We start from the raw sequence: 20,173 nt of genomic DNA, 5'->3' as shown, positions 1-20,173 counted from the left end.
CCCACCCTCAGCGCCCGCCCTCAGCGCCCACCCTCAGCGCCCACCGCGAGTATCCAGGAGTTGTCGCACTCGGCGCCCACTGCGACAACTCCTGGACAGTCGCGGCCCCCGGAGCCGCCGGCGCCGAGCGCGCGGCCGCGAGAGCGCAGAAGTCGTCGCACTCGGCGTCGAGTGCGACGACTCTTGAGCAGTCGAGGGAGTAGGCGCGGCGGGCTCGGCGTCGGGCGGCGCGCTCGGCGTCGGACGGCGGGCTCAGGACCCCGGTGCCGCGTCGAGCTCTGTCTCGGAACGCGGAACGGGGCCCACGGCAGCCTCGCCGCGCCCGTCCGCCTCGCCGTCGGCGGCGAAGCGCCGCGACCGGAACAGCACCGCCACCACGCCCTCGATCACGGCCGCCGCCATGATGAGGATCGCGAACGGAACCAGCGACACCTCCGCGAATCCGCCCATCACCGGCATGACCAGCCCGGCCGCGGTGAAGCTCACCGTGCCGAGGATCGCCGTGACGCTCGCCGCCTCCCGTGACGGACCCTGCAGCGAGAGGAACTGCACGGCGGGCGCGCCCAGCGAGCGGCCGGCGAGCGCGAAGGTCAGGGCTCCCACGATCACCAGGAGCGGCTGGTCGCCGGAGAGCGACAGCACGATCAGCACGACCGAGCCCAGGGCGGTCACGATCGCGGAGGCGGTCATCGCCCAGCGGGCGCCGAAGCGCGGGATCAGCACGCGGCCCGTCGTCTGGCCGACGGCGATCGTGATCAGCGACGTGGCGAGGAAGAGCAGCCCGTAGCCGTCGGCGTTCACCCGGAACACGTTCGTGTAGAGGTACGGCGCCGTCGCCAGGTAGCCGAAGCCCACCGACCAGCCGGCGGCCGACGCTGCGGCGAGCGCCAGGATCCGCGGCCGGCGCAGCAGTCCGAAGGAGTTGCGGAGAGAGGGCAGCAGTCCGCCCTGGTGCCGCTTCTCGGGCGGGAGCGTCTCGGGCAGCACGAGCAGCGCGATCGCGGTCGCGACGGCTCCCCAGACCGCGACGACCAGGAAGGAGCCGCGCCAGTCGAGCACCTTGGTCAGCTGCGCGCCGAGCGAGGGCACCAGGATCGGGAAGACGCTCGTGATGACCGCCAGATTCGCGAGCATCGTCACCAGCCGCTTGCCGCTGTAGAGGTCGCGCACGATGGCGACGACCACCACTCCGGCCGCGGTGCAGGCCGCTCCCTGCACGAACCGCGCGGGCATCAGCACCGCGGTCTCGGTGGTGCTCGCCGCGACCAGGCTCGCCGCGATGTGCAGGCCCGCCGAGATCCCGAGCGGCCAGCGCCGGCCGACCGCGTCGCTGAGCGGTCCGGAGAAGAGCTGGCCGGCTGCGAAGCCGAAGGTGGCGCCGGTCACGACGAGCTGCGCCGAGGCGGCCGAGATCTCGAGGTCGGCGCCGAGCGAGGGCAGGAACGGGAGGACGAGGTCGATGGTGAGCGGCCCGAAGCCGACCAGCATCGCGAAGATCGGGAGCAGGATGCGCGCCGAGGGGACGGCGCGGGCGGCGGTGGCGCGGGCGGCGGTGGCGCGGGTCACGCGGATCGGCCGAGCTGGGTCATGGGGCTCCTGTTCATCGGCTCCGGCCCTCGCGGACCGGCGACGTCGTGTCCGGCCGGGTCGGATCCGGCAGGATCGGGAAGTACACGGAGAACCGCTCGTCCCCGATCTCGTGCACCGGGCGGAAGCGGATCGACGCGGACTGCCCGATCGTGCGGTACCCGCGCAGCCACTGCGTCCACTGCCGCTCGTTGTCCGGCGCCAGGAGGGAGGCGGCGTCGTCGAGGGAGCCGCGGAGCGCGACCTCGCGGTCGACCAGCCCGGCGAGCACCGTGGCGCCCTCGACGAAGGCGACCGTCCCCGGCTCGTCCGGGATCGGCACGGTCCGCAGCTCGAAGGGGAACGCGAGGTCCACGCTCGTCGCTCCGCCCGGGTGCTCGATCACGAGCACGTCCTCGCCGCGGCCCACCCGCTCGGTGTCGCCGGCCACGTGCGGCTCGTCCGCGATCCATTCCGGGATGCGCACCCGCACCCGCAGCGCGGCTCCCGACACCTCGACGCGCACCCGGGTCGCGGTCGGCCGGCGCGTGTCGCCCGCCTCCCCCGCGTTCGCGTCCGGGCCCACGTAGCCGGCGTTGTCGAGCACCTCGACCCGCACGGCCGTCTCCGCACCCTCGAGCGTCACGCGGGTGCTCGCGTCGACGTGCTGCGCGATCGTCACCCCCTCCTCGTCCGGGTAGAAGACCAGGTCGGAGTGGCGGGTGTGCGCCTGCACGAGCGTGCCGTGGCAGCACCAGAAGTCCTCGGTCGGCGTGCCCCAGTTCTTCGCCGCGCCGCCTTCGAGCGGCAGGAAGTAGGCGACCATTCCGGTCCGCGGGTGCTGCTGCGCGAGGATCCCGTTGATCAGGTTCCGCTCGATGTAGTCGGCGTAGGCGAGCTCGCCGGTCCAGCGGAGCAGCACGTCGGCCAGCCGGATCATGTTGTAGACCGTGCAGTGCTCCTGCGTCTTCTCGCCGCGGCGGGCGGCGAACTCGAACGGCGGCGTCCAGATCTCGCCCGAGGTCTGCCCGCCGGTGCAGAAGGTGCCGCGGGCGGTGACCGCCTGGCGCCAGTACTCCTCCACGATCCGCCGCCAGCGCTCGTCGCCGGTGACCTCGTAGGCGCGCGCGGCGCCCAGCACCTCGGGGATCGTGGTGTTGGCGTGCATGTTGGTCAGCACGTCGCGCCCCTCGAGCAGCCCGTCGAAGAGGGAGCGGCGGTAGTAGCGCTCCAGCAGCTCGGAGTAGACCGGGTCGCCGGTGATCCCGAGCAGGTCGGCCCAGACCTCGAGCATCCCGCCCGTCTCGACCTCCATGATCCGCTGGAACGCGTCGTCGTCGAAGCCGCGCACCCACTCCAGAAGAGGCGCGGTCGCGTTCCGCGCGAGGCGGAGAGCCCGCTCGTCGCCGAGGTCGCGGTGCACGTCGACGAGGCCCATCAGCAGCTTGTGCATCGCGTACTGCGGCGCCCAGATCGGCCTGCCCTCGGCCAGGCGCCGGAGGAAGCGGGGCGGGATCGCCCAGATCCAGCCGTCGCCGTTCTCCTCCTGGCAGAGCTCCAGCCCGTCGAGGACCGCCTGCAGCTTCACGCCGAGGAGCGGATCCCCGGTGACGGCGGTCTCCCGCGCGGCGGCCGAGAGCCAGTGGCCGAGGAAGTGCCCGCGCAGCGCCCCGCCCGGCGTCTCCCAACCCCAGTGCCGGGCGGCGCCGCGCGACTCCGGGGTGCCGAGCGAGGGCTTCAGGTGCCAGTCCTGGTCGCCGATCCCGGCCTCGAGGAGGAAGTTCTGCAGCAGGGCGTCGTCCTCGAGCGAGACGAGGTAGGCGCGGTTGAGCCGGCGCCGGGCGTCCAGGAGACCGCGCTCGAGGCGGGTGCCCCGGAGGGTGGGAGGGGTCGGCATTCGGGAGCTCCTCGTCGTTGATCGAGATCGATCTCTCACTGTACTCAGCCCGGGAGAGACGGTAGGAATGTCGTTATGAATCCGCCCCGGGTGATCCATGCCGTCGCCGCTGACGTCTCCGTCCTCCTCACCCAGACGGGAGGCGCGCTCCCCGTGCTGGCCCACTGGGGCCCGCTGCTCCGGGCGAGCGACGACGATCTGATGGAATACGCCGGAACCCCTGTCCGCACAGGGATTGACGGGGATTCAGACGTGCCCTACGAGCCCTCGGTCCTCCCCGAGCACTCCTTCGGCTGGTCGGGTCTCCCGGGTCTGCGGGTGCATCGCGGAGGCGCCGGATGGTCGCCCCGCCTCGTCGTCACCGGCGTCTCGGTCGACGGGCGGGAGGTCCCGGAGGGGGCCGTCGTGCAGTGCGGCAGCGCGCTGATCACCGTGGAGGCGCGCGACGAGGAGGCGGGGATCGGGGTCGTTCTAGAGATCGATCTCTCACCCGCCGGACTGCTCAGGACCCGCGCGACCGTCCGCAGCACCGCCCCCGGTGTCCTCGAGGTGATCGGCGTCGACCCGGCACTGCGGATCCCGACCGAGGCCCGCGAGATCCTGGACTTCGCCGGCCGCTGGGGCACCGAGAAGATCCCGCAGCGCCACCCCGTCGTCATGGGCACCCACTCGCGCTCCTCCCGCCGCGGGCGCACCGGGCTCGACGCGACCACGGTCGTCGCGGTCGGCACCCCGGGCTTCGACGCCCGCTCCGGCCGGGTCTGGCTCTGCCACGTCGGCATCGGCGGCGACCACGAGCACGCCGTCGAGCGGACCGACGCCCACCTCGCGTTCCGGGGCGGCGAGCTGCTGCTCCCCGGCGAGGTCCGCCTGACGACCGGCGAGAGCTACAGCTCCCCCTGGATCTACGGCAGCGTCGGCACCGGGCTCGACGACGCGGCCGCGCGGTACCACGCGTTCCTCCGCGCCCGCTCGCGCTCCTCCCTCCGCCCGCGCCCCGTCACGCTCAACGTGTGGGAGGCGGTCTACTTCGACCAGGACCTCGCCACGCTCAGCGAGCTCGCCGACCGTGCGGCCGCTCTCGGCGTCGAGCGGTACGTGCTCGACGACGGCTGGTTCCTCGGCCGCTCGGACGACCGCGCCGGCCTCGGCGACTGGACGACCGACCCCGGGAAGTGGCCCGACGGGCTCTCCCCGCTCGCCGACCACGTGCGCGGGCTCGGCATGGAGTTCGGCCTCTGGGTCGAGCCCGAGATGATCAACGAGGACTCCGACCTCGCGCGCGCCCACCCCGACTGGATCCTGCGCGCCCGCGCCTCCGAGCTCCCCGCCCGCTGGCGCTTCCAGCAGGTGCTCGACCTCACGAACCCCGACGCCTTCGCGCACATCCTCGAGGCCCTCGACACCCTGATCCGCGACCTCGACGTGGCCTACCTGAAGTGGGACCACAACCGCGACCTGATCGATGCCGGCCACCCCGCCTCCGGAGCGCCCGCCGTGCACGAGCAGACCCTCGCGGTCTACCGACTGATGGACGAGCTGCGCGCCCGGCACCCCGCGCTCGAGATCGAGAGCTGCGCCTCGGGCGGCGGACGGGTCGACCTCGGGATCCTGGAGCGCACCGACCGCGTGCACACCTCCGACAACCACGACCCGCTCGACCGCACCCGGATGCTCCGCTGGACCGGCCTGCTCGTGCCGCCGGAGATGCTGGGCTCCCACGTCGCCTCGGAGGTCTCCTCCGTCACCGGCCGCACCAGCGACCTGCACACCCGCTGCGCCACCGCGTTCCTCGGCCACTTCGGCGTGGAGTGGGACCTGCGCGAGCTGAGCGAGGGCGACTCCGCCGTGCTCGGCCGCTGGATCGCCGCCTACCGCGAGCACCGGGAGCTGATCGCGACCGGCCGCGTGGTCGGCGACGGCGACTTCGACCCCGACTCGCCGACCCTGCGCGGCGTGGTCGCGCCCGACGGCTCCGAGGCGCTCTACACGCTGATGACGCCCGTCCTCTCCCCCGACACCCGCCACCGGATGCGCCTCCCGGGCCTCCTGCCCGAGGCGCGCTACCGCATCGAGGCGGCGCGCCCCGAGTCGCTCGGCCCCTGGTGGCTCATCCCGCGCTGGCTGGAGGCGACCGTGCCGCTGGACAGCGCGGAGGAGGCGCCCTCCTACTCCGGCAGCCTGCTGCTCGAGGCGGGCCTCGACCTGCTCGCGTTCCACCCCGACCGGGTGGTCGTGCTGCGGCTCGTCCGCGTCGCCTGACGCGACCCCGCACCCGACCACCCCCGACCACCCCCGAGAACACTGGAGTCCTCCGTGCTCAGCACCGTCACCGTCGACCTCGACCGCCCCGGCGCCACCATCAGCCGCCACCTCTACGGCCACTTCGCCGAGCACCTCGGCCGGTGCATCTACGACGGCTTCTGGGTCGGCGAGGACTCGCCCGTCCCGAACGAGGGCGGGATCCGCCTGGACGTCGTCGAGGCCCTCCGCGCGCTCGACATCCCGAACCTCCGCTGGCCCGGCGGCTGCTTCGCCGACCGCTACCACTGGACCAACGGCATCGGCCCCCGCGAGGAGCGGCCCGGCCTGATCAACACGCAGTGGGGCGGAGTCGCGGAGGACAACTCCTTCGGCACCCACGAGTTCATGGCGCTCTGCGAGCTGCTCGGCGCCGACGCCTACATCTCCGGCAACATCGGCTCCGGCACGGTGCAGGAGATGGCGGACTGGGCCGAGTACCTCACCGGCGCGGGGAAGTCGCCGATGGCCGACCTGCGCCGCTCCCACGGCCGGGAGGAGCCGTGGACCGTCCGCTTCTGGGGGCTCGGCAACGAGACCTGGGGCTGCGGCGGCAACATGCGCGCCGGCGCCTACGCCGACCTGGCGCGGCAGTTCGGGACCTTCGTGCAGAGCGGCAACGACACTCCGCTCTACCGCGTGGCCGCCGGAGCCGACGGCGCCGACACCCACTGGACGCAGACGCTGATGGAGGTGATCCCCGAGATCGAGGGGCACCCCTTCTCCTCCGTGCCGTGGGAGTCGGTCTCGGTGCACTACTACACGATCGGCGGCAGCTGGCACGCGAAGGGCAGCGCGACCGACTTCGACGCCGACACCTACTGGAGCACGATCGTGGCCGCGCAGGGGATCGAGGAGCTGCTCCGCTCGCACGCCGCGGTGATGGACGTCCACGACCCCGAGAAGAAGTACGGGATGGTGCTCGACGAGTGGGGCACCTGGTGGGACGTGGAGCCGGGGACCCACCCGGGCTTCCTCTTCCAGCAGAACACCGTCCGCGACGCGATGGTCGCGGCCTGGCACTTCGACGTCTTCCACGGCTTCGCGGACCGCCTGACGATGGCGAACATCGCGCAGACGGTGAACGTGCTGCAGGCGATGCTGCTGACCGACCCGGACGGCGGCGAGATGGTCCGCACGCCGACGTACCACGTGTTCGAGATGAACAAGGGGCACCACGACGCGACGGTGCTGCCGACCACGGTCGCCGGCCCGACGCACGCGGTCGACGGCCGAGAGATCCCCGTCTCCTCCGCCTCCGCCTCCACGAAGGACGGTCGCGTCCTGGTCTCGCTGACCAACGTCGACCTGGAGGAGCCGCTCGAGGTCGCCCTCGACTTCCGCGGCGGGACCGTGACCGGCGCGACCGGCCGCCTCCTGACCGCCGACAGGCCCGACGCGCACAACCGCCCCGGTGCCGCCGACGAGGTGAGCCCCGTGACCCTCGAGGGCGTCGAGACCACGGCGACAGGCCTCCGCGTCACGCTGCCCCCGCACTCCTTCGCGACCGTGACGCTGGAGCTCGCGTGATCGCCGCGCGCACGGAGGCCGCCCGCCGCCCGCCGATGGGCTGGAACAGCTGGGACTGCTTCGGCGCCTCGGTGACGGAGGAGGAGGTGCTCGCGAACGCCGAGTACCTCGCCGAGCACCTCCTGCCGCACGGCTGGGACACGGTCGTCGTCGACATCCAGTGGTACGAGCCCGACCCCGGCACGAGCGACTACCAGGACGTCTCGGAGCCGGTGCTCGACGACTGGGGCCGCCCGCAGCCCGCTGTCGGCCGCTTCCCGTCCGCGGCGACGGGCGGATTCACGGCGCTGGCCGCGCGCGTGCACGCTCTCGGCCTCCGCTTCGGCGTGCACCTGATGCGGGGCGTGCCCCGGCGGGCGGCCGAGCTCGGCCTGCCGGTGCTCGGGTCGGAGGCGACCTGCGCCGACATCGCCGACCGCGGCGACGTCTGCCCGTGGAACCCCGACGACTACGGCGTCGACATGAGCGTGCCCGGCGCGCAGCAGTACTACGACTCCGTGATGGCGCAGCTGGCCTCGTGGGGCGTCGACTTCGTGAAGCTCGACGACGTGCTCTACCCGCCGATCCAGGCGGAGGAGATCGCCGCGATCTCCCGCGCGATCGACGCGACCGGCCGGCCGATGGTGCTGAGCCTCTCCCCCGGCAAGCAGCTCTCTCTGGAGAACCTCGACCTGCTGCGCTCGAGCGCGCAGATGTGGCGGATCTCGGACGACTTCTGGGACGACTGGGCGCACCTGCACGAGCAGTTCCAGCGGGCCGCGCGCTGGGCTCCGCACCAGCGCCCCGGCGCCTGGGCCGACGCCGACATGCTGCCGCTCGGGCGGATCGGGGTGCGCGCCCACGTGGGCGAGGACCGGCTCTCGCGGTTCACGCCCGCGGAGCAGCGGACGCTCGTGACGCTGTGGTGCCTGCTCCGCTCGCCGCTGATGATGGGCGGGCACCTCCCGGACACGCCCGCCGACACCCTGGCGCTGCTGACGAACGGCGACGTCCTCGCGCTGCTCGGCAGCGACGGCAGCCGCGAGATCGTCCGCGACGGCGACCTGGTGGTGTGGTCGGCGTGGCGCGGCGACGAGCAGTGGCGCGGAGTGTTCTGGCTGGGCGCGTCCGCGCGGTCCTACTCCGCCCACCTGGCCGACCTGGGCTGCTCCGGCGCGACCTCGGCCGTCGACGTGTGGAGCGGCGCCGAGCTGCCGATCATCGGCGGCGCCGTCGAGCTCGAGCTCGAGCCGCACGGCTGCCGCCTGCTGCGCCTGGCCTGACGCGCGGGCGCCGGCCGGGCGGGCGGACGGGCCGGGCGGGCCGGCCCCGCCCGCCGTGCCCTGCCCTGCCCCGCCGAGAAGCCAGGAGTTGTCGCACTCGACGCCCACTGCGACAACTCCTGCACACTCGCGGCCGGGCTCGGGATCCCGGACGCCCGTCGCTCCTCCGCCGACCACCCCGACACTCCAGGAGTTGTCGCACTCGACGCCCACTGCGACAACTCCTGCACACTCGCGAGACCGCGGTCGGGAGGGATCCTGCGAGAAGCCAGGAGTCGTCGCACTCGACGTCGACTGCGACGACTTCTGCGCACTCGCGAGCGACGGCGACGCCGGACGCGCCGAGACGACGGAGGCCGTCGCACTCGCGCTCGAGTGCGACGACCTCCGGACGGTCAGGAGCGGGAGACCGCGGGTCAGGACTCCGTGTCGACGAGCGAGTCGAGGTGCGCGAGGTCCTCGGACGAGATCTCGAAGTCGACGTCGGCGTTCTCGACGATGCGCGAGGGCGTCGTCGACTTCGGCAGCGGCAGCACGTCCTTCTCGAGCAGGTAGCGGATGCAGAGCTGCGCCACCGACTTGTCGTACTTCGCGGCGATCTCCCCGATGTCGGAGTTGTCGAGCAGGCCGCCCGTCGCGAGCGGCGAGTAGCCCTCCACGAGGATGCCGTGCTCCTTGCAGTACGCGGTCGTCTCGTCCTGGGTGTTGCCGACGAACCAGCGGATCTGGTTGGCGTGCGGCACCACGTCCGTCGCCGCGATCAGCGACTCCAGATCGGCGACCTGGAAGTTCGAGACGCCGATGGCGCGCGAGCGGCCGGCCTCGAGGATCTCCTCCATCGCCTTCCACGCCGCGATGTTGCCCTCGCGGTGGTCGGAGCCCATGTCCTGCCAGGGCCACGGCGCGTGGATGAGGTACAGGTCGACGTGGTCGAGCTCGAGCGCCGCCATGGTGGTCTCGAAGCTCGCCTTCGCGCCCTCGTAGTCCTTCACCTCGGCCGGGAGCTTGGTGGTGATGAACACCTCGTCACGCGGGACGCCGCTGTCGCGCAGGGCTCGGGCGACGCTCGCCTCGTTGCCGTAGGCGCGGGCGGTGTCGATGTGGCGGTAGCCGGCCTCGAGCGCGGCGGTCGTCGCGTCGTAGGCCTCGGGGCCGTCGGGGATCTGCCAGGTGCCGAACCCGATCTTCGGGATGGCGACTCCGTTGGACAGCGTGAACGTGTCGGTCAGGGCGGGCATGACTCTCCTCTGCATCGGTCTTCTCCGCGGCCCGCCACCGGCGGCACCGCTCCTTCCACGCTAGGCCGGGCCCCCGGCTCGCGCGGGCCCCTTGCGCTGTGCGCCTCCGGTGCTACGCGTCCGTCGCGCTCCCGGCCGCCGACTCCACCGACCCCGCCGACCCCGCAGAAGTCGCAGGGCTCGCGCGCGAGCACCGCGACTTCCGCGGACTCGCGGGCCGGCACCGTCGGCACCGCCGGCGCGCCCCCGCGAGCGGCCGGCGCCTCCCCCCTGAGGCGCCGACCGCTCAGTCCCGCGCCACCGACCAGGGGGTCCGCAGCGCCCGCTCGGCGAGCAGCCGCCGCTCCCCCGTGATCGACACCTCCGCCGTCACCGCCGCGTCCGCCGCCGAGGCGCCGGCCGTCAGCCGCAGGGGCCCCGGGTCCACAGCGAGGCGGCCGTCCTCCCCCGTCACCGCGAGCCGTGCCGCGTCGACGTGGAAGTGCACCGTCAGCGTCTCGCCCACCGCGATCGGCACGCGCGCGAAGCCGATCAGCTGCGCGACCGGCCGCACCACCGCCGAGGTCGGGTAGCCCGCGTAGAGCTGCACCACCTCGACCGTGTCGGCGCCGTCGTTCCTGAGCGACACCGCCACGTCGAGCGATCCGCCGACCGGCAGCTCCGCAGCCGTCGCCAGCTCCAGGTAGCTCACGGAGCCGCGGGTCAGCCCGTAGCCGAACGGGTAGAGCGGAGTCGCGTCCAGCGCCGTGATCCCGGGGTTCGAGAGCCCGAGCGACGGCTGGAGGTACGTGGTCGACGCGGACGGGAGCCGCGGGATCTGCACGGGCAGGCGCCCGGTCGGAGCCACGCGGCCCGAGAGCACGCCGGCGACCGCGGCCGCCCCGTCCGCTCCCGGGAAGAACGCCTGCACGAGTCCGCGCGCCGCTCCGAACGCCCCGAGCGCGTAGGGCCGGCCCGAGAGGACGACCACCACGGTGGGCACGCCGGTCTCGAGCACGGCCGTCACCAGCGGCTCCTGCGCTCCGGGGAGGCGGAGGTCGGCCGCGTCGCAGCCCTCACCCGAGGTGCCGTCGCCGAAGAGCCCGGCGATGTCGCCGACCACGACGACCGCCGCGTCGGAGCCGCGCACGAGGTCCACCGCCTCCTGCACGCCGTCGGTCGACGCGGAGGTGATCGAGCCGCCCTCCGCGAAGCGCACGCGCGACGAGCCGAACTCCTCCTGCAGCGCCGTCAGCACCGTCGGGATCGACAGGCCGATGTCGTGCCCGGGGTGCTTGGAGAGCACGTGGTTGGGGAACGCGTAGCAGCCCACCAGGCTGCGGAACTGGTCCGCGGCCGGTCCCACGACGGCGAGCGAGCCGGAGGACAGCAGCCCCGCGACGTCCTCGTCGCGCAGCAGCACGACCGACTCCTCCGCGATCCGCGCCGAGATCGCGCGGTTGCGGGCGCTGTCGAGGTCGACCTCCTCGGCCCCCTCGGGCACCAGCGGGCCGCCGTCGAGCAGGCCCGCCTCGAACTTGTGGCGCAGGTGCCTGACGACGGAGCGGTCGAGGTCGGCCTCGTCGACGACTCCCTCGCGGATCAGGCGCGGCAGCTCGCCGTACGCGGCCGTCTGCGGCAGCTCGACGTCGACCCCGGCGTGCAGCGCCAGGCGCCCCGCGTCGGCCGCGTCGACCGCGACGTGGTGCATGGCCTGGAGGAACGGCACCGCCCAGTAGTCGGCGACGACCGTGCCCTCGAAGCCCCAGCGGTCGCGGAGCAGCGTCGTCAGCAGGTGCCGGCTCGCGCTGCTGGGCACGCCGTCGATGTCGGTGTACGAGGTCATCACGCTGCGGGCGCCGCCGTGCCGCAGGGCGGCCTCGAACGGAGGCAGCACCGTGTCGGCGAGCTCGCGGGGCCCCATGCTCACGGGGCCGTGGTTGCGGGCGCCGCGGGAGGCGGCGTACCCGGCGAAGTGCTTCAGCGTCGCGACGACACCGGTCCCCTCCAGCCCGGCCACGTAGGCTGCGCCGAGCTGCGAGACCAGGTAGGGGTCCTCGCCGAGGGTCTCCTCGACGCGGCCCCAGCGGTAGTCCTTCACGACGTCGACGACCGGGGCGAGGCCCTGGTGGATGCCGAGAGCGCGCATGTCCGAGCCGATCGCCTCCGCCATCTCGCCCACGAGCTCCTCGTGGAAGGTGGCCGCCCAGGCCAGCGGAGTGGGGAACGCGGTCGCGCCGTACGCGGCCAGGCCGGTCAGGCACTCCTCGTGCGCGATGGCCGGGATGCCGAGGCGGCTGCCGGCGACCACGCGCTCCTGCAGCTCGCGGAGCCGGCGGACGCCCTCCGCGACGGTCACCGGCTCGGTGCCGAACACGCGGGTCAGCTGGCCGAGGCCGCCGGTGAAGAGGTCGTCGCCCGCGGCGGGCCCGTCGTCGAGCTTCGGAGCGAAGTCGTCGGCGGAGTCGGTGAGCCAGACGGAGCCGAGCTGCGCCGCCTTCTCCTCGAGGGTGAGTTCCTGGGTCAGGAGGCGGGCGCGCTCGGCCGGAGGCAGAGCGCGGTCCCGCCAGTCCCGCCCGGAAGGACGCGCGGCGTCCGTCCCGGGCAGTGCTGGGGAAGCGTCGTGCATCAGCCCTTGAACGCCCCGTCCATGATCCCGGACACCATCCGGCGGCCGACGAAGAAGAACGCGATCAGCAGCGGGAGGGTGGCCATGAACGATCCGCCCATCGCCAGGGCGACGTCGATCGAGCGGTTGGCCTGCAGCTGCTTCAGCGCGATCTGCACCGTGAACAGCTCCGGCGACTTGAGGACGATGAACGGCCACATGAAGTCGTTCCAGACCGCGGTGAACGTGATCAGTCCGAGGACGAACGCCGCGGGGCGGACCACCGGGAAGGCGATGCGCCAGAACAGCTGCCACGAGTTGGCGCCGTCGATGCGGGCCGCCTGGATCAGCTCGTCACTGACCGTCGTGGACATGTGCTGCCGCATCCAGAAGATGCCGAAGGCGCTGGCCAGGCCCGGCACGATGATCGCCTGGAGGGTGTCGACCCAGTCGAGCGCCGAGACGATCAGGTACTGCGGGATGATGCTCAGCTGCGCCGGCACCGTCATGGTCAGCAGCACGATCAGGAACAGCACGTTGCGGCCCGGGAACTGCAGCTTCGCGAAGGCGAAGCCGGCCATCGCGCAGAGGATCGCCGAGATGACGGCGATGCTCAGCGACACGATGAGGCTGTTCAGCATCGAGGCGATGAACGGGACGGTGTCGAACACCTTCTCGGCGATCGCCATGAAGTTCGTGCCCGGGTACAGGCGCGGCGGGATCGACGTGACGGCGGTCGCTCCGACCGATGCCACGACGAACATGTAGTAGAGCGGGAAGATCGAGACGAGCACCGCGATCACGAGGAAGACGTAGGTCGGCCAGCCGACTCCGCCGCCCTTCCCGCGCCGCTTCGGCAGCTGTGCCTTCTGGACCGCGGGGGCCAGCGTCTGCGGGACGGCCTGGTCGATCACATCCGACATCAGACGGCCTCCTTCCGGGTGCGGGTGGAGAGGTAGAAGTTGAGGAGGGAGACGAGGACCACGATCACGAACAGCACGACGCCGATGGCGGATCCGTAGCCGAACTTGAACTGGCCGAAGCCCTGCTCGTAGAGGAAGAGCGCCAGCGTCTGGCACTGCCGGCCGGCGCCGCAGGTGAGGCCCGATTCGGGAGCCACCAGGAGCGCCTCCGTGAAGATCTGCAGACCGCCGATGGTCGACATGATCACGGTGAAGACGATGATCGGGCGCAGCGCCGGGATCGTGAGGTGGCGGAACTGCTGCCAGCTGGACGCGCCGTCGACGGAGGCCGCCTCGAACATCTCGCGGGGCAGCGACTGCAGGCCCGCCAGGTAGAGGAGCGTGTTGTAGCCGAACCAGCGCCAGAAGACCATCGTCGAGATGACGATCCAGGAGCCGTAGTTCGTGGCGAGGAAGTTGATCGACGGCAGTCCGAAGATTCCGAGGAACCAGTTGATCAGACCGAAGTTCTTGTCGAAGATCTGCGCGAACACGATCGCGGTCGCCGCGACGGAGGTGATGTACGGCACCAGCAGCGCCATGCGGAAGAAGTTCGCCCAGCGGAGGCGGGCGTGGTTCAGCAGGTGCGCGAGGAAGAGGGCGAACAGCAGCTGGGGCACCGTGGAGATGATGAAGATGCCGAAGGTGTTGACCAGCGCGTTCCAGAACCGGGAGTCGGCGAAGAGCTGCTGGAAGTTCGCGATGCCGACGAAGGTCTGCTCGCCGATCGGGTTCCAGTCGAAGAGCGAGACGTAGAACGTGAACAGGAGCGGGAAGAGCCCGAAGACGATGAAGATGATGAAGAAGGGCGCGACGTACGCGTAGGGGGCGATCCGCTCCGAGAGGGAGTTGCGGATCCGCGCGGCCTTCTGGACCGGCGCGCTGGGCTGCTTGCGCTGCTTGCGGGGTGGTGCTGCTGTCACCGTTGACACGGGAGTACCTCCGTCGAGAAAGGGGGGAGGGGCCCGGCGCGCGAGGCGCCGGGCCGCTCGGGTGGGTGGGGCGATCAGCCGCCGATGGCCTGCTTGGCCGTGTCGAGTGCGGTCGACCACGCCTTGTCGGAGGTGACGTTGCCGGCCTCCAGCTCGACGAGGGTGTTGAGGAGTGCCCCGTTGATGGGGGTGGTGTCCGGTCCGTTGTAGAAGGACGGGAACTGCTCGACGGAGGTGGCCATGACCTCGCCGATCTTCGAGTCGCCGAAGAACGGGTCGGTGTACGACTGGACTTCTTCGCTCGCGACCGCCTCGGTGGCGGCGGGCAGCGTGCCCGAGGCCTTGAAGTGGTCGGTCTGGCCCTCGGCGGACATCATCGTCTTGATGTACTGCCAGGCGGCCTCGGGGTGCTCGGCGCGGGCGGGGATGGCGATGACGCTGCCGCCCCAGTTGCCGCCGATGCCGGGGACGCTGGTGACGCGCCAGTTGCCGGCGGTGTCGGGGGCGTCGGTCTTGATGCCGGCGAGGATCCACGAGGGGGCGATCGTCACGGCGAAGGCGCCGTTCGCGCGGCCCGGGGCCCAGCCCGAGGACCAGGCGGCGATGCCGGCGCTGATGCCGGCGTCCTTGGTGTCCACGGCGACCTGGAACGCGTCCTTCACCTGCGGGTTGGTGTCGTAGACCAGCTCGCCGTCGGGCGAGTAGTACTTCTCCGAGACCTGGTTGACGGTCGAGAAGAAGACGCTGGTCTCGATGTTGTCGACGAAGGGCTTGCCGGTCGCCTCGGTGTACTTCTTGCCGGTCTCGATGAAGGACGGCCAGTCCTTCCAGAGCTCGGCGACCTGGTCGGGCTCGGTCGGCAGGCCGGCCTGCTCGAAGAGGTCGGCCCGGTAGGCGAAGCCCAGTCCGCCGACGTCGGTCGGGACGCCCACGACGGAGCCGTCGTCGGCGGTCGCGGCGGACGCGGCCCACGGGAGGTAGGTGGAGGCGACGTCGTCGCCGCCGAGGGTGCGCAGGTCGAGGAAGTTCGAGCTGTTGGCGACGAACTGGGGCAGGTCGTCGTTCTGGATCATGACCAGGTCGGGCACCTTGCCGCCGGCGAGGGCCGCGGTGAGGGCGGTGGCGGTCTCGGTCGTGCTGCCGACCTCGGAGAGCTTGATCTTCGCGTCGGGCATCTTCGCGAGGTACTCGTCGACGCTGTCCTTGGCGTTGATGCCGGTGAAGGACCAGAAGGTGGCTTCGGCGTTCGGGTCGTCCGAGGCGCCTCCTCCCCCTCCGGACGAGCACCCGGTCAGGGTGAGCGCGACTACTGCTGCTGCGGCGGCTACGGCCGTCAGGCTTCTTTTCACGACAATTCCTCTTCGTTGGGGATTCGCAGGGTTTCGGTGAGGGCGGGCCTCAGAGAACGATCTCTTGGCGGCCAACCTAACCCGCCCGCGAGCACGACGCAAGCAAGAACCGGTCTCCGCGAGATAACGATCTCCGCCTAGTATCAAAGGGAAGTTTCGCAAATCGAGCAGTTCCGGACGGCCGCCCGCCGCCCCGTGCGAGTCTTCACCTCGATGCTCTCCCCACCGTGCTCCGCGGGGAGGCGCGGAAGCCGGAACCTCCCCTCGCAGAAGGAAGCAGCATGACTCGACCCACGCTGGTGGACGTCGCCCAGGCCGCAGGCGTCTCGCGCGCCACCGCCGCCCGGGTGCTGGCAGGCGGCACCAATGTCGACGTCCGGATGACCGCCGCGGTCGAGCGCGCCGCGAAGTCCCTCGGCTACGAGGCGAACAGCGCCGCTCGGATGCTCCGCGGCGGGCGGGCCGGGGCCATCGCCCTGATCGTCGCCTTCAACGAGCTCGACAGCCTCACCGGGACGTTCTTCACCTCGGTGCTCAAGGGCGCCGCGAAGGGCCTGTACGCCGGCGAGGTGCAGCCCGTGCTGCTGCCCGCCGACCACGACGACAGCGACCGCATCCCCCGGTTCCTCCGCTCGCGGGCCGTCGACGGCGCGATCGTGATCCTCCAGCACGAGATCACCCACCTCGCGCAGGCGCTGGCCGACTCCCCCGTGCCGATCGCCTGGGTCGGCCGCCCGCGGGTCGCTCTGCCCGAGGACGCGATCGTCATCGACTCCGACAACTACGGAGGCGGCCGCCTCGCCGCCCGCGCGCTCGCCGACTCCGGCCGCCGGCGCCTGGGCATCATCGCCGGCCCGCACGACATGGAGCCCGCCCGCGACCGCATCCGCGGCTGGCGCGACGAGCTGACCGAGCTCGGCCTCGACTCCAGCCCGATCGTGCACGGCGAGTTCACCCTCGAGAGCGGATCCGCCGCGATGGCCCGCCTCCTGCAGCGTCACCCCGACCTCGACGGCGTCTTCGCCTCGTCGGACCTGATGGCCAACGGCGCCATCCGCGTCCTGCAGGCCTCCGGCCGCCGCGTCCCCGCCGACGTCTCCGTGATCGGCTTCGACGACGTCGTCATCGCGACCACCTCGGATCCGACCCTCACCACCATCCGCCAGCCGCTGGAGGACATGGGCCGCGTCGCCGCCGAGACCGTCGTCGCCGTCGTGCAGGGCCGCCCCGTCGACCGCCAGCCGATCCTCGCGACGACGCTCGTGCAGCGCGAGTCCGCATGACCCCGCCTCCCCCGCACCGCCTGATCGTCAGCACCGATGCGGCGAACGAGGCCGACGACCAGTTCGCGATCGTCCAGGCGCTGCTGACCGAGACCCTCGACATCCGCGGACTCGTCGCCGCGCACTTCGGCCGGCCGGGCAGCATGCCGGAGTCGCGCGCCGAGATCGACCGGGTCGTCGGACTGGCGGGCTCCTCGGTCGTCGTCGTCGACGGCGCGGAGTCGGCCCTGCCCGCCGAGCCGTCCGACGGCGCCCGCCTGATCGTCGCGGAGGCGCTGCGCGACGCGGGCCGGCTGTGGATCGCCGTGCTCCCTTCACGCCCTCGAACCGCGTGGGGTCGTTGATCAGCAGCCGCTTGCCTTCAGCCAGGACCGCGTTGTTGGCGGTGTCCCACGCGACCCCGAGTCCCTCGGCGACACGTGCGACGGTGAGGTGTGCGACCACGATCCCTTCCAGCGCCCACCGCAGCCCGGTGCGCGAGAGCTTCGCGCGTGGCTCCGCCGCGGCGCTGGTGTCTTGGCGCCACACGTGTCCGCAGTCGGCACAGCGGTAGCGGCGCACTACAACTTCCAGCACGGTCCGTCGCCAGCCCAGCCGCTCGTGGGCCAACCGTTGGATCACGGTGTCTCGAGCAGCGCCTTCGCTGCCGCACCGTCGGCACCACTGATCTGGTTCCACCACGCGGCACGCGAGGACCGCACGATCCGGTTCAAGTCGTTGTCCGGTCACGCTCAGACCGAGGCCGTCGAGTCGAGCGAAGGCGGTCAGGTCAGGGCGGCCGAAGCCGACCGGCGGGGTAGCGTCGGTCACGTCGAGGTCTTTCGGATGGATGGCGTAGGAACCTCCGTCGTCGGGAGACCTCGACGTCTATCTGCGGACCGACGCGCCCGGCCGACCTACACCGTCATCTGAGAAGACCCCTGAAACGTCTTCGCCGACGACGGGGCCGGCGAGGAGGAGGGCGCGGTGAGTTAAAAGAATGGAGCTTGCTCGGCTTCGACGCCGCCGCAAGCTCCGGTGAAACGGTCGGTACTGGTCGGTCGTCGTCGGTCACCACCGGGTGGCGGCGTCCTCCACGCTCGGCGTTTGCGCAGGTCAGCGGCTCGTTCGCCCAGTGGGCGCATCAAGCGATAGACGCAAAACCGACGTCATTAGGTCGTCCGTTCGATTCCGACAGGCGGCTCCGGCGAACCGTTCTGGTGGTCGCGCGATGCGCTGGCCTCACGGCTCTGCCCGACACCGACGTCGCTCTCCTCTGCGACGGACCCCTCGCCGGCTGAGCGCTCGCGGCCGGCATCCTGTCCGTGTGCCGATAGGCCTCGCACCGCTCGGCAACGCAGCGTGGCGTTGCGTCGCGACCTGGCGACGGCTCGGCGGGGCGCGATCGTCTCGTGCGGTGGCGGACTACGGGAGCTTGGACGCGAGGACGTCGGCCGCCAGGATCTCGGGTGCTGAGCCGAGGAGGTGCTGGTTGGCCATCAGGGCTGCGACGATGGCGCCGTTGGCGTGGGCGTCGCGAGCGGCTTCGTCGGGGAATGCATCGAAGATCCAGAAGGTGTCGGCGTGGGTCCTGACCGCGAACCAGACAATCGTTCCTACTTCTTCGTTGGCGAGTGCGACAGCGCCGGCGAGCAGATCGGCGACCGCGTCGTGCTGTCCATCGGCCGCGACGATCTTGGCGACGAAGGCATACGGAAGTGATGCGGGTGTGGACATGAGGGACTCTCCTTGACGTCGGGGTTCTTCGTGGGACGAGTTCAGCGTATGACGAGCGAGGGCCGGTGGGGAGTGGCGTATACGGCAGTATTGCTATTGTTTACGTCATGCGTATCGGACTGATCGCGATCGACGGCTGCTTCGGTTCGGCTATCGCGTCGATCATCGACATCGTGCGGGTGGCCGACGGAGCCCGCGGCGATGTCGACCCGCGGATCGACCCGATCGAACTCGCCATCCTCGGACCGAAACGGCGAGTGACCACGACGGCATCGATGACCCTGTCGGTGGACCACCCGCTGTCGGAGTCCGGAGAGTTCGACGTGGTCGTCGTCCCTGCGCTTGGAACCCTTACGGCCGCCGCTACCAACGACGTCCTCCAGAGCCGAGATGCTCGTTCGGTCATCGCCTCGCTCGGGCGCCTCGACGAGGCGACCACCCGGATCGCCGCGGCGTGCACCGGCGTGTTCGCTGTCGCCGAGACCGGACGGATGCATCATCGGAGGGCGACGACCAGCTGGTTCCTGGGGCCGGAGTTCCTGAAGCGCTATCCGACCGTCGCCCTCGATCTCGACACCATGGTCGTGGTCGACGGGAACCTCGTCACCGCCGGCGCCGCGTTCGCCCACATCGACCTCGCGCTCTCACTCGTGCGATCGATCAGCCCCGACCTGGCCCAACATGTCGCCAAGCTCCTCATCATCGACGAGCGTCCGTCTCAGGCGGCCTTCGTCGCCTACGAACATCTCCGGCACGAGGACCCGATCGTCGTCGAGTTCGAACGCTTCGTGCGCGCCCGCCTGGACGAACCGTTCAACGTCGCCTTCGTCGCGCAGTCGCTCGGCACCAGCCGGCGCACCCTCGAACGACGAGTCCGTGCGGCGCTCAACCTCACTCCGCTCGGCTTCGTCCAACGGCTTCGCATCGAACGAGCTCGGCACCTCTCAGCAACCACGGACTTCACCTCCGCCGAGATCGCGCTACGGGTCGGCTACGCGAACGCCGAGACTCTGCGCTCCCTCCTGCGCAGGGAGCGACGCCGTTCCTGACCTATCGCCATGCCTGTAGCCGGTGTCCTAGCGCTCGACTGGAACCACCTCTCAGCACGTCGCGTCGACGCTCCTGCGTCGCCCCTGGACGACCCACTCGACACGCCCGCAGCACAGGTCATGTGACGTGTCCCGGCTTCCCGGACGGTCGGGGTTGGGTGGCTGTGATGTCGCTGCGTTCTCGTCGAGGGGGTCAGCAGACTCGATCAGGGTCGACTGGGATGAGACGCGAAGGCGGTCAGGTCAGGGCGGCCGAAGCCGGCCGGCGGGGTAGCGTCGGTCACGTCGAGGCCTTTCGGACGGATGGCGTAGGAACCTCCGTCGTCGGGTGACCTCGACGTCTGTCTGCGGACCGACGCTCCCGGCCGACCTACACCCTCATCTGGGAAGAGCCCGTTTGAGGCTGTAAGTGAACACCGTGTGCCCGGACAGCGTCAACGGACACGGCAAGCTGCAACGCCAGCTCAGCGAGGCTGGAATGTCGGACGGCGAGGTCGGCGA

At 71.4% G+C, this 20,173-nt stretch carries 14 protein-coding genes and 1 pseudogene; 6 read left to right on the top strand and 9 right to left on the bottom strand.

The genetic code is table 11. From position 1 onward, the window contains the following. Nucleotides 1–252: 252 nt before the first annotated feature. A complete protein-coding gene (locus C5D44_RS08810) occupies nt 253–1,566 on the bottom strand; it encodes an MFS transporter (protein WP_104281424.1) in 1,314 nt (437 codons plus the stop codon). Nucleotides 1,567–1,600: 34 nt separating this feature from the next. Beyond that, entirely contained in the window at nt 1,601–3,463 is a 1,863-nt protein-coding gene (locus tag C5D44_RS08805; RefSeq protein WP_181118475.1) for a beta-L-arabinofuranosidase domain-containing protein, read from the bottom strand. A 75-nt stretch (nt 3,464–3,538) separates the two neighbouring features. On the opposite strand from C5D44_RS08805, the gene C5D44_RS08800 reads away from it, so the two are divergent. From C5D44_RS08800 to C5D44_RS08790, 3 genes are read left to right on the top strand one after another with little or no spacing between them, the layout of a single operon-like run. After that, entirely contained in the window at nt 3,539–5,725 is a 2,187-nt protein-coding gene (locus C5D44_RS08800; RefSeq protein WP_104281422.1) for an alpha-galactosidase, read from the top strand. A gap of 54 nt (nt 5,726–5,779) precedes the next feature. After that, nucleotides 5,780–7,294: an alpha-N-arabinofuranosidase gene (locus C5D44_RS08795; protein WP_219815335.1), complete on the top strand. Its 1,515-nt coding sequence runs from the start codon at nt 5,780–5,782 to the stop codon at nt 7,292–7,294. Continuing rightward, complete coding sequence (locus tag C5D44_RS08790; RefSeq protein WP_258067924.1) at nt 7,291–8,556, top strand: glycoside hydrolase family 27 protein; 1,266 nt, start codon at nt 7,291–7,293, stop codon at nt 8,554–8,556. The genes C5D44_RS08795 and C5D44_RS08790 overlap by 4 nt, the downstream gene beginning before the upstream one ends. A gap of 416 nt (nt 8,557–8,972) precedes the next feature. On the opposite strand, the gene C5D44_RS08785 is transcribed toward C5D44_RS08790, so the two are convergent. The 5 genes from C5D44_RS08785 to C5D44_RS08765 form a co-directional block, all read right to left on the bottom strand. Then, nucleotides 8,973–9,794, bottom strand: a complete 822-nt coding sequence (locus C5D44_RS08785; protein ID WP_104226493.1) for an aldo/keto reductase — start codon at nt 9,792–9,794, stop codon at nt 8,973–8,975. A 286-nt stretch (nt 9,795–10,080) separates the two neighbouring features. Continuing rightward, nucleotides 10,081–12,402, bottom strand: coding sequence for a glycoside hydrolase family 3 N-terminal domain-containing protein (locus tag C5D44_RS08780; protein WP_104281420.1), 2,322 nt, complete (start codon nt 12,400–12,402; stop codon nt 10,081–10,083). Continuing rightward, on the bottom strand, nt 12,402–13,304 hold the full coding sequence (locus C5D44_RS08775; RefSeq protein ID WP_104281419.1) for a carbohydrate ABC transporter permease: 903 nt from the start codon (nt 13,302–13,304) through the stop codon (nt 12,402–12,404). The genes C5D44_RS08780 and C5D44_RS08775 overlap by 1 nt, the downstream gene beginning before the upstream one ends. Then, nucleotides 13,304–14,266: a carbohydrate ABC transporter permease gene (locus tag C5D44_RS08770; RefSeq protein WP_104224677.1), complete on the bottom strand. Its 963-nt coding sequence runs from the start codon at nt 14,264–14,266 to the stop codon at nt 13,304–13,306. Before C5D44_RS08770 ends, C5D44_RS08775 begins: the two co-directional genes overlap by 1 nt. 83 nt (nt 14,267–14,349) lie before the next feature. Next, the gene (locus tag C5D44_RS08765; RefSeq protein WP_104226495.1) at nt 14,350–15,624 is read right to left on the bottom strand and encodes an extracellular solute-binding protein; all 1,275 of its coding nucleotides are present in this window, start codon (nt 15,622–15,624) and stop codon (nt 14,350–14,352) included. A gap of 281 nt (nt 15,625–15,905) precedes the next feature. Here C5D44_RS08765 and C5D44_RS08760 point away from each other — a divergent pair, with 281 nt between their 5' ends. Together C5D44_RS08760 and C5D44_RS18040 are read left to right on the top strand one after the other, a co-directional pair. Then, a complete protein-coding gene (locus C5D44_RS08760; RefSeq protein ID WP_104261720.1) occupies nt 15,906–16,907 on the top strand; it encodes a LacI family DNA-binding transcriptional regulator in 1,002 nt (333 codons plus the stop codon). Then, on the top strand, nt 16,904–17,251 hold the full coding sequence (locus C5D44_RS18040; protein WP_104281418.1) for a hypothetical protein: 348 nt from the start codon (nt 16,904–16,906) through the stop codon (nt 17,249–17,251). Before C5D44_RS08760 ends, C5D44_RS18040 begins: the two co-directional genes overlap by 4 nt. Here the strand turns inward: C5D44_RS18040 and C5D44_RS08750 are convergent. Then, nucleotides 17,220–17,717: pseudogene (locus C5D44_RS08750) on the bottom strand (ISL3 family transposase); the annotation flags it as partial. The gene C5D44_RS18040 and the pseudogene C5D44_RS08750 sit on opposite strands and share 32 nt — an antisense overlap. Before the next feature lie 594 nt (nt 17,718–18,311). Continuing rightward, a complete protein-coding gene (locus C5D44_RS08745) occupies nt 18,312–18,623 on the bottom strand; it encodes a putative quinol monooxygenase (RefSeq protein ID WP_104277858.1) in 312 nt (103 codons plus the stop codon). Nucleotides 18,624–18,730: 107 nt separating this feature from the next. On the opposite strand from C5D44_RS08745, the gene C5D44_RS08740 reads away from it, so the two are divergent. Then, nucleotides 18,731–19,672 (top strand): GlxA family transcriptional regulator, encoded by a 942-nt coding sequence (locus C5D44_RS08740; protein ID WP_053548963.1) that lies wholly within the window; start codon nt 18,731–18,733, stop codon nt 19,670–19,672. Nucleotides 19,673–20,173: the final 501 nt, after the last annotated feature.

The sequence above is a fragment of the Rathayibacter sp. AY1B5 genome, assembly GCF_002932795.1.
Classification (GTDB): domain Bacteria; phylum Actinomycetota; class Actinomycetes; order Actinomycetales; family Microbacteriaceae; genus Rathayibacter.
This window is presented reverse-complemented; position numbering and strand designations above follow the sequence as displayed.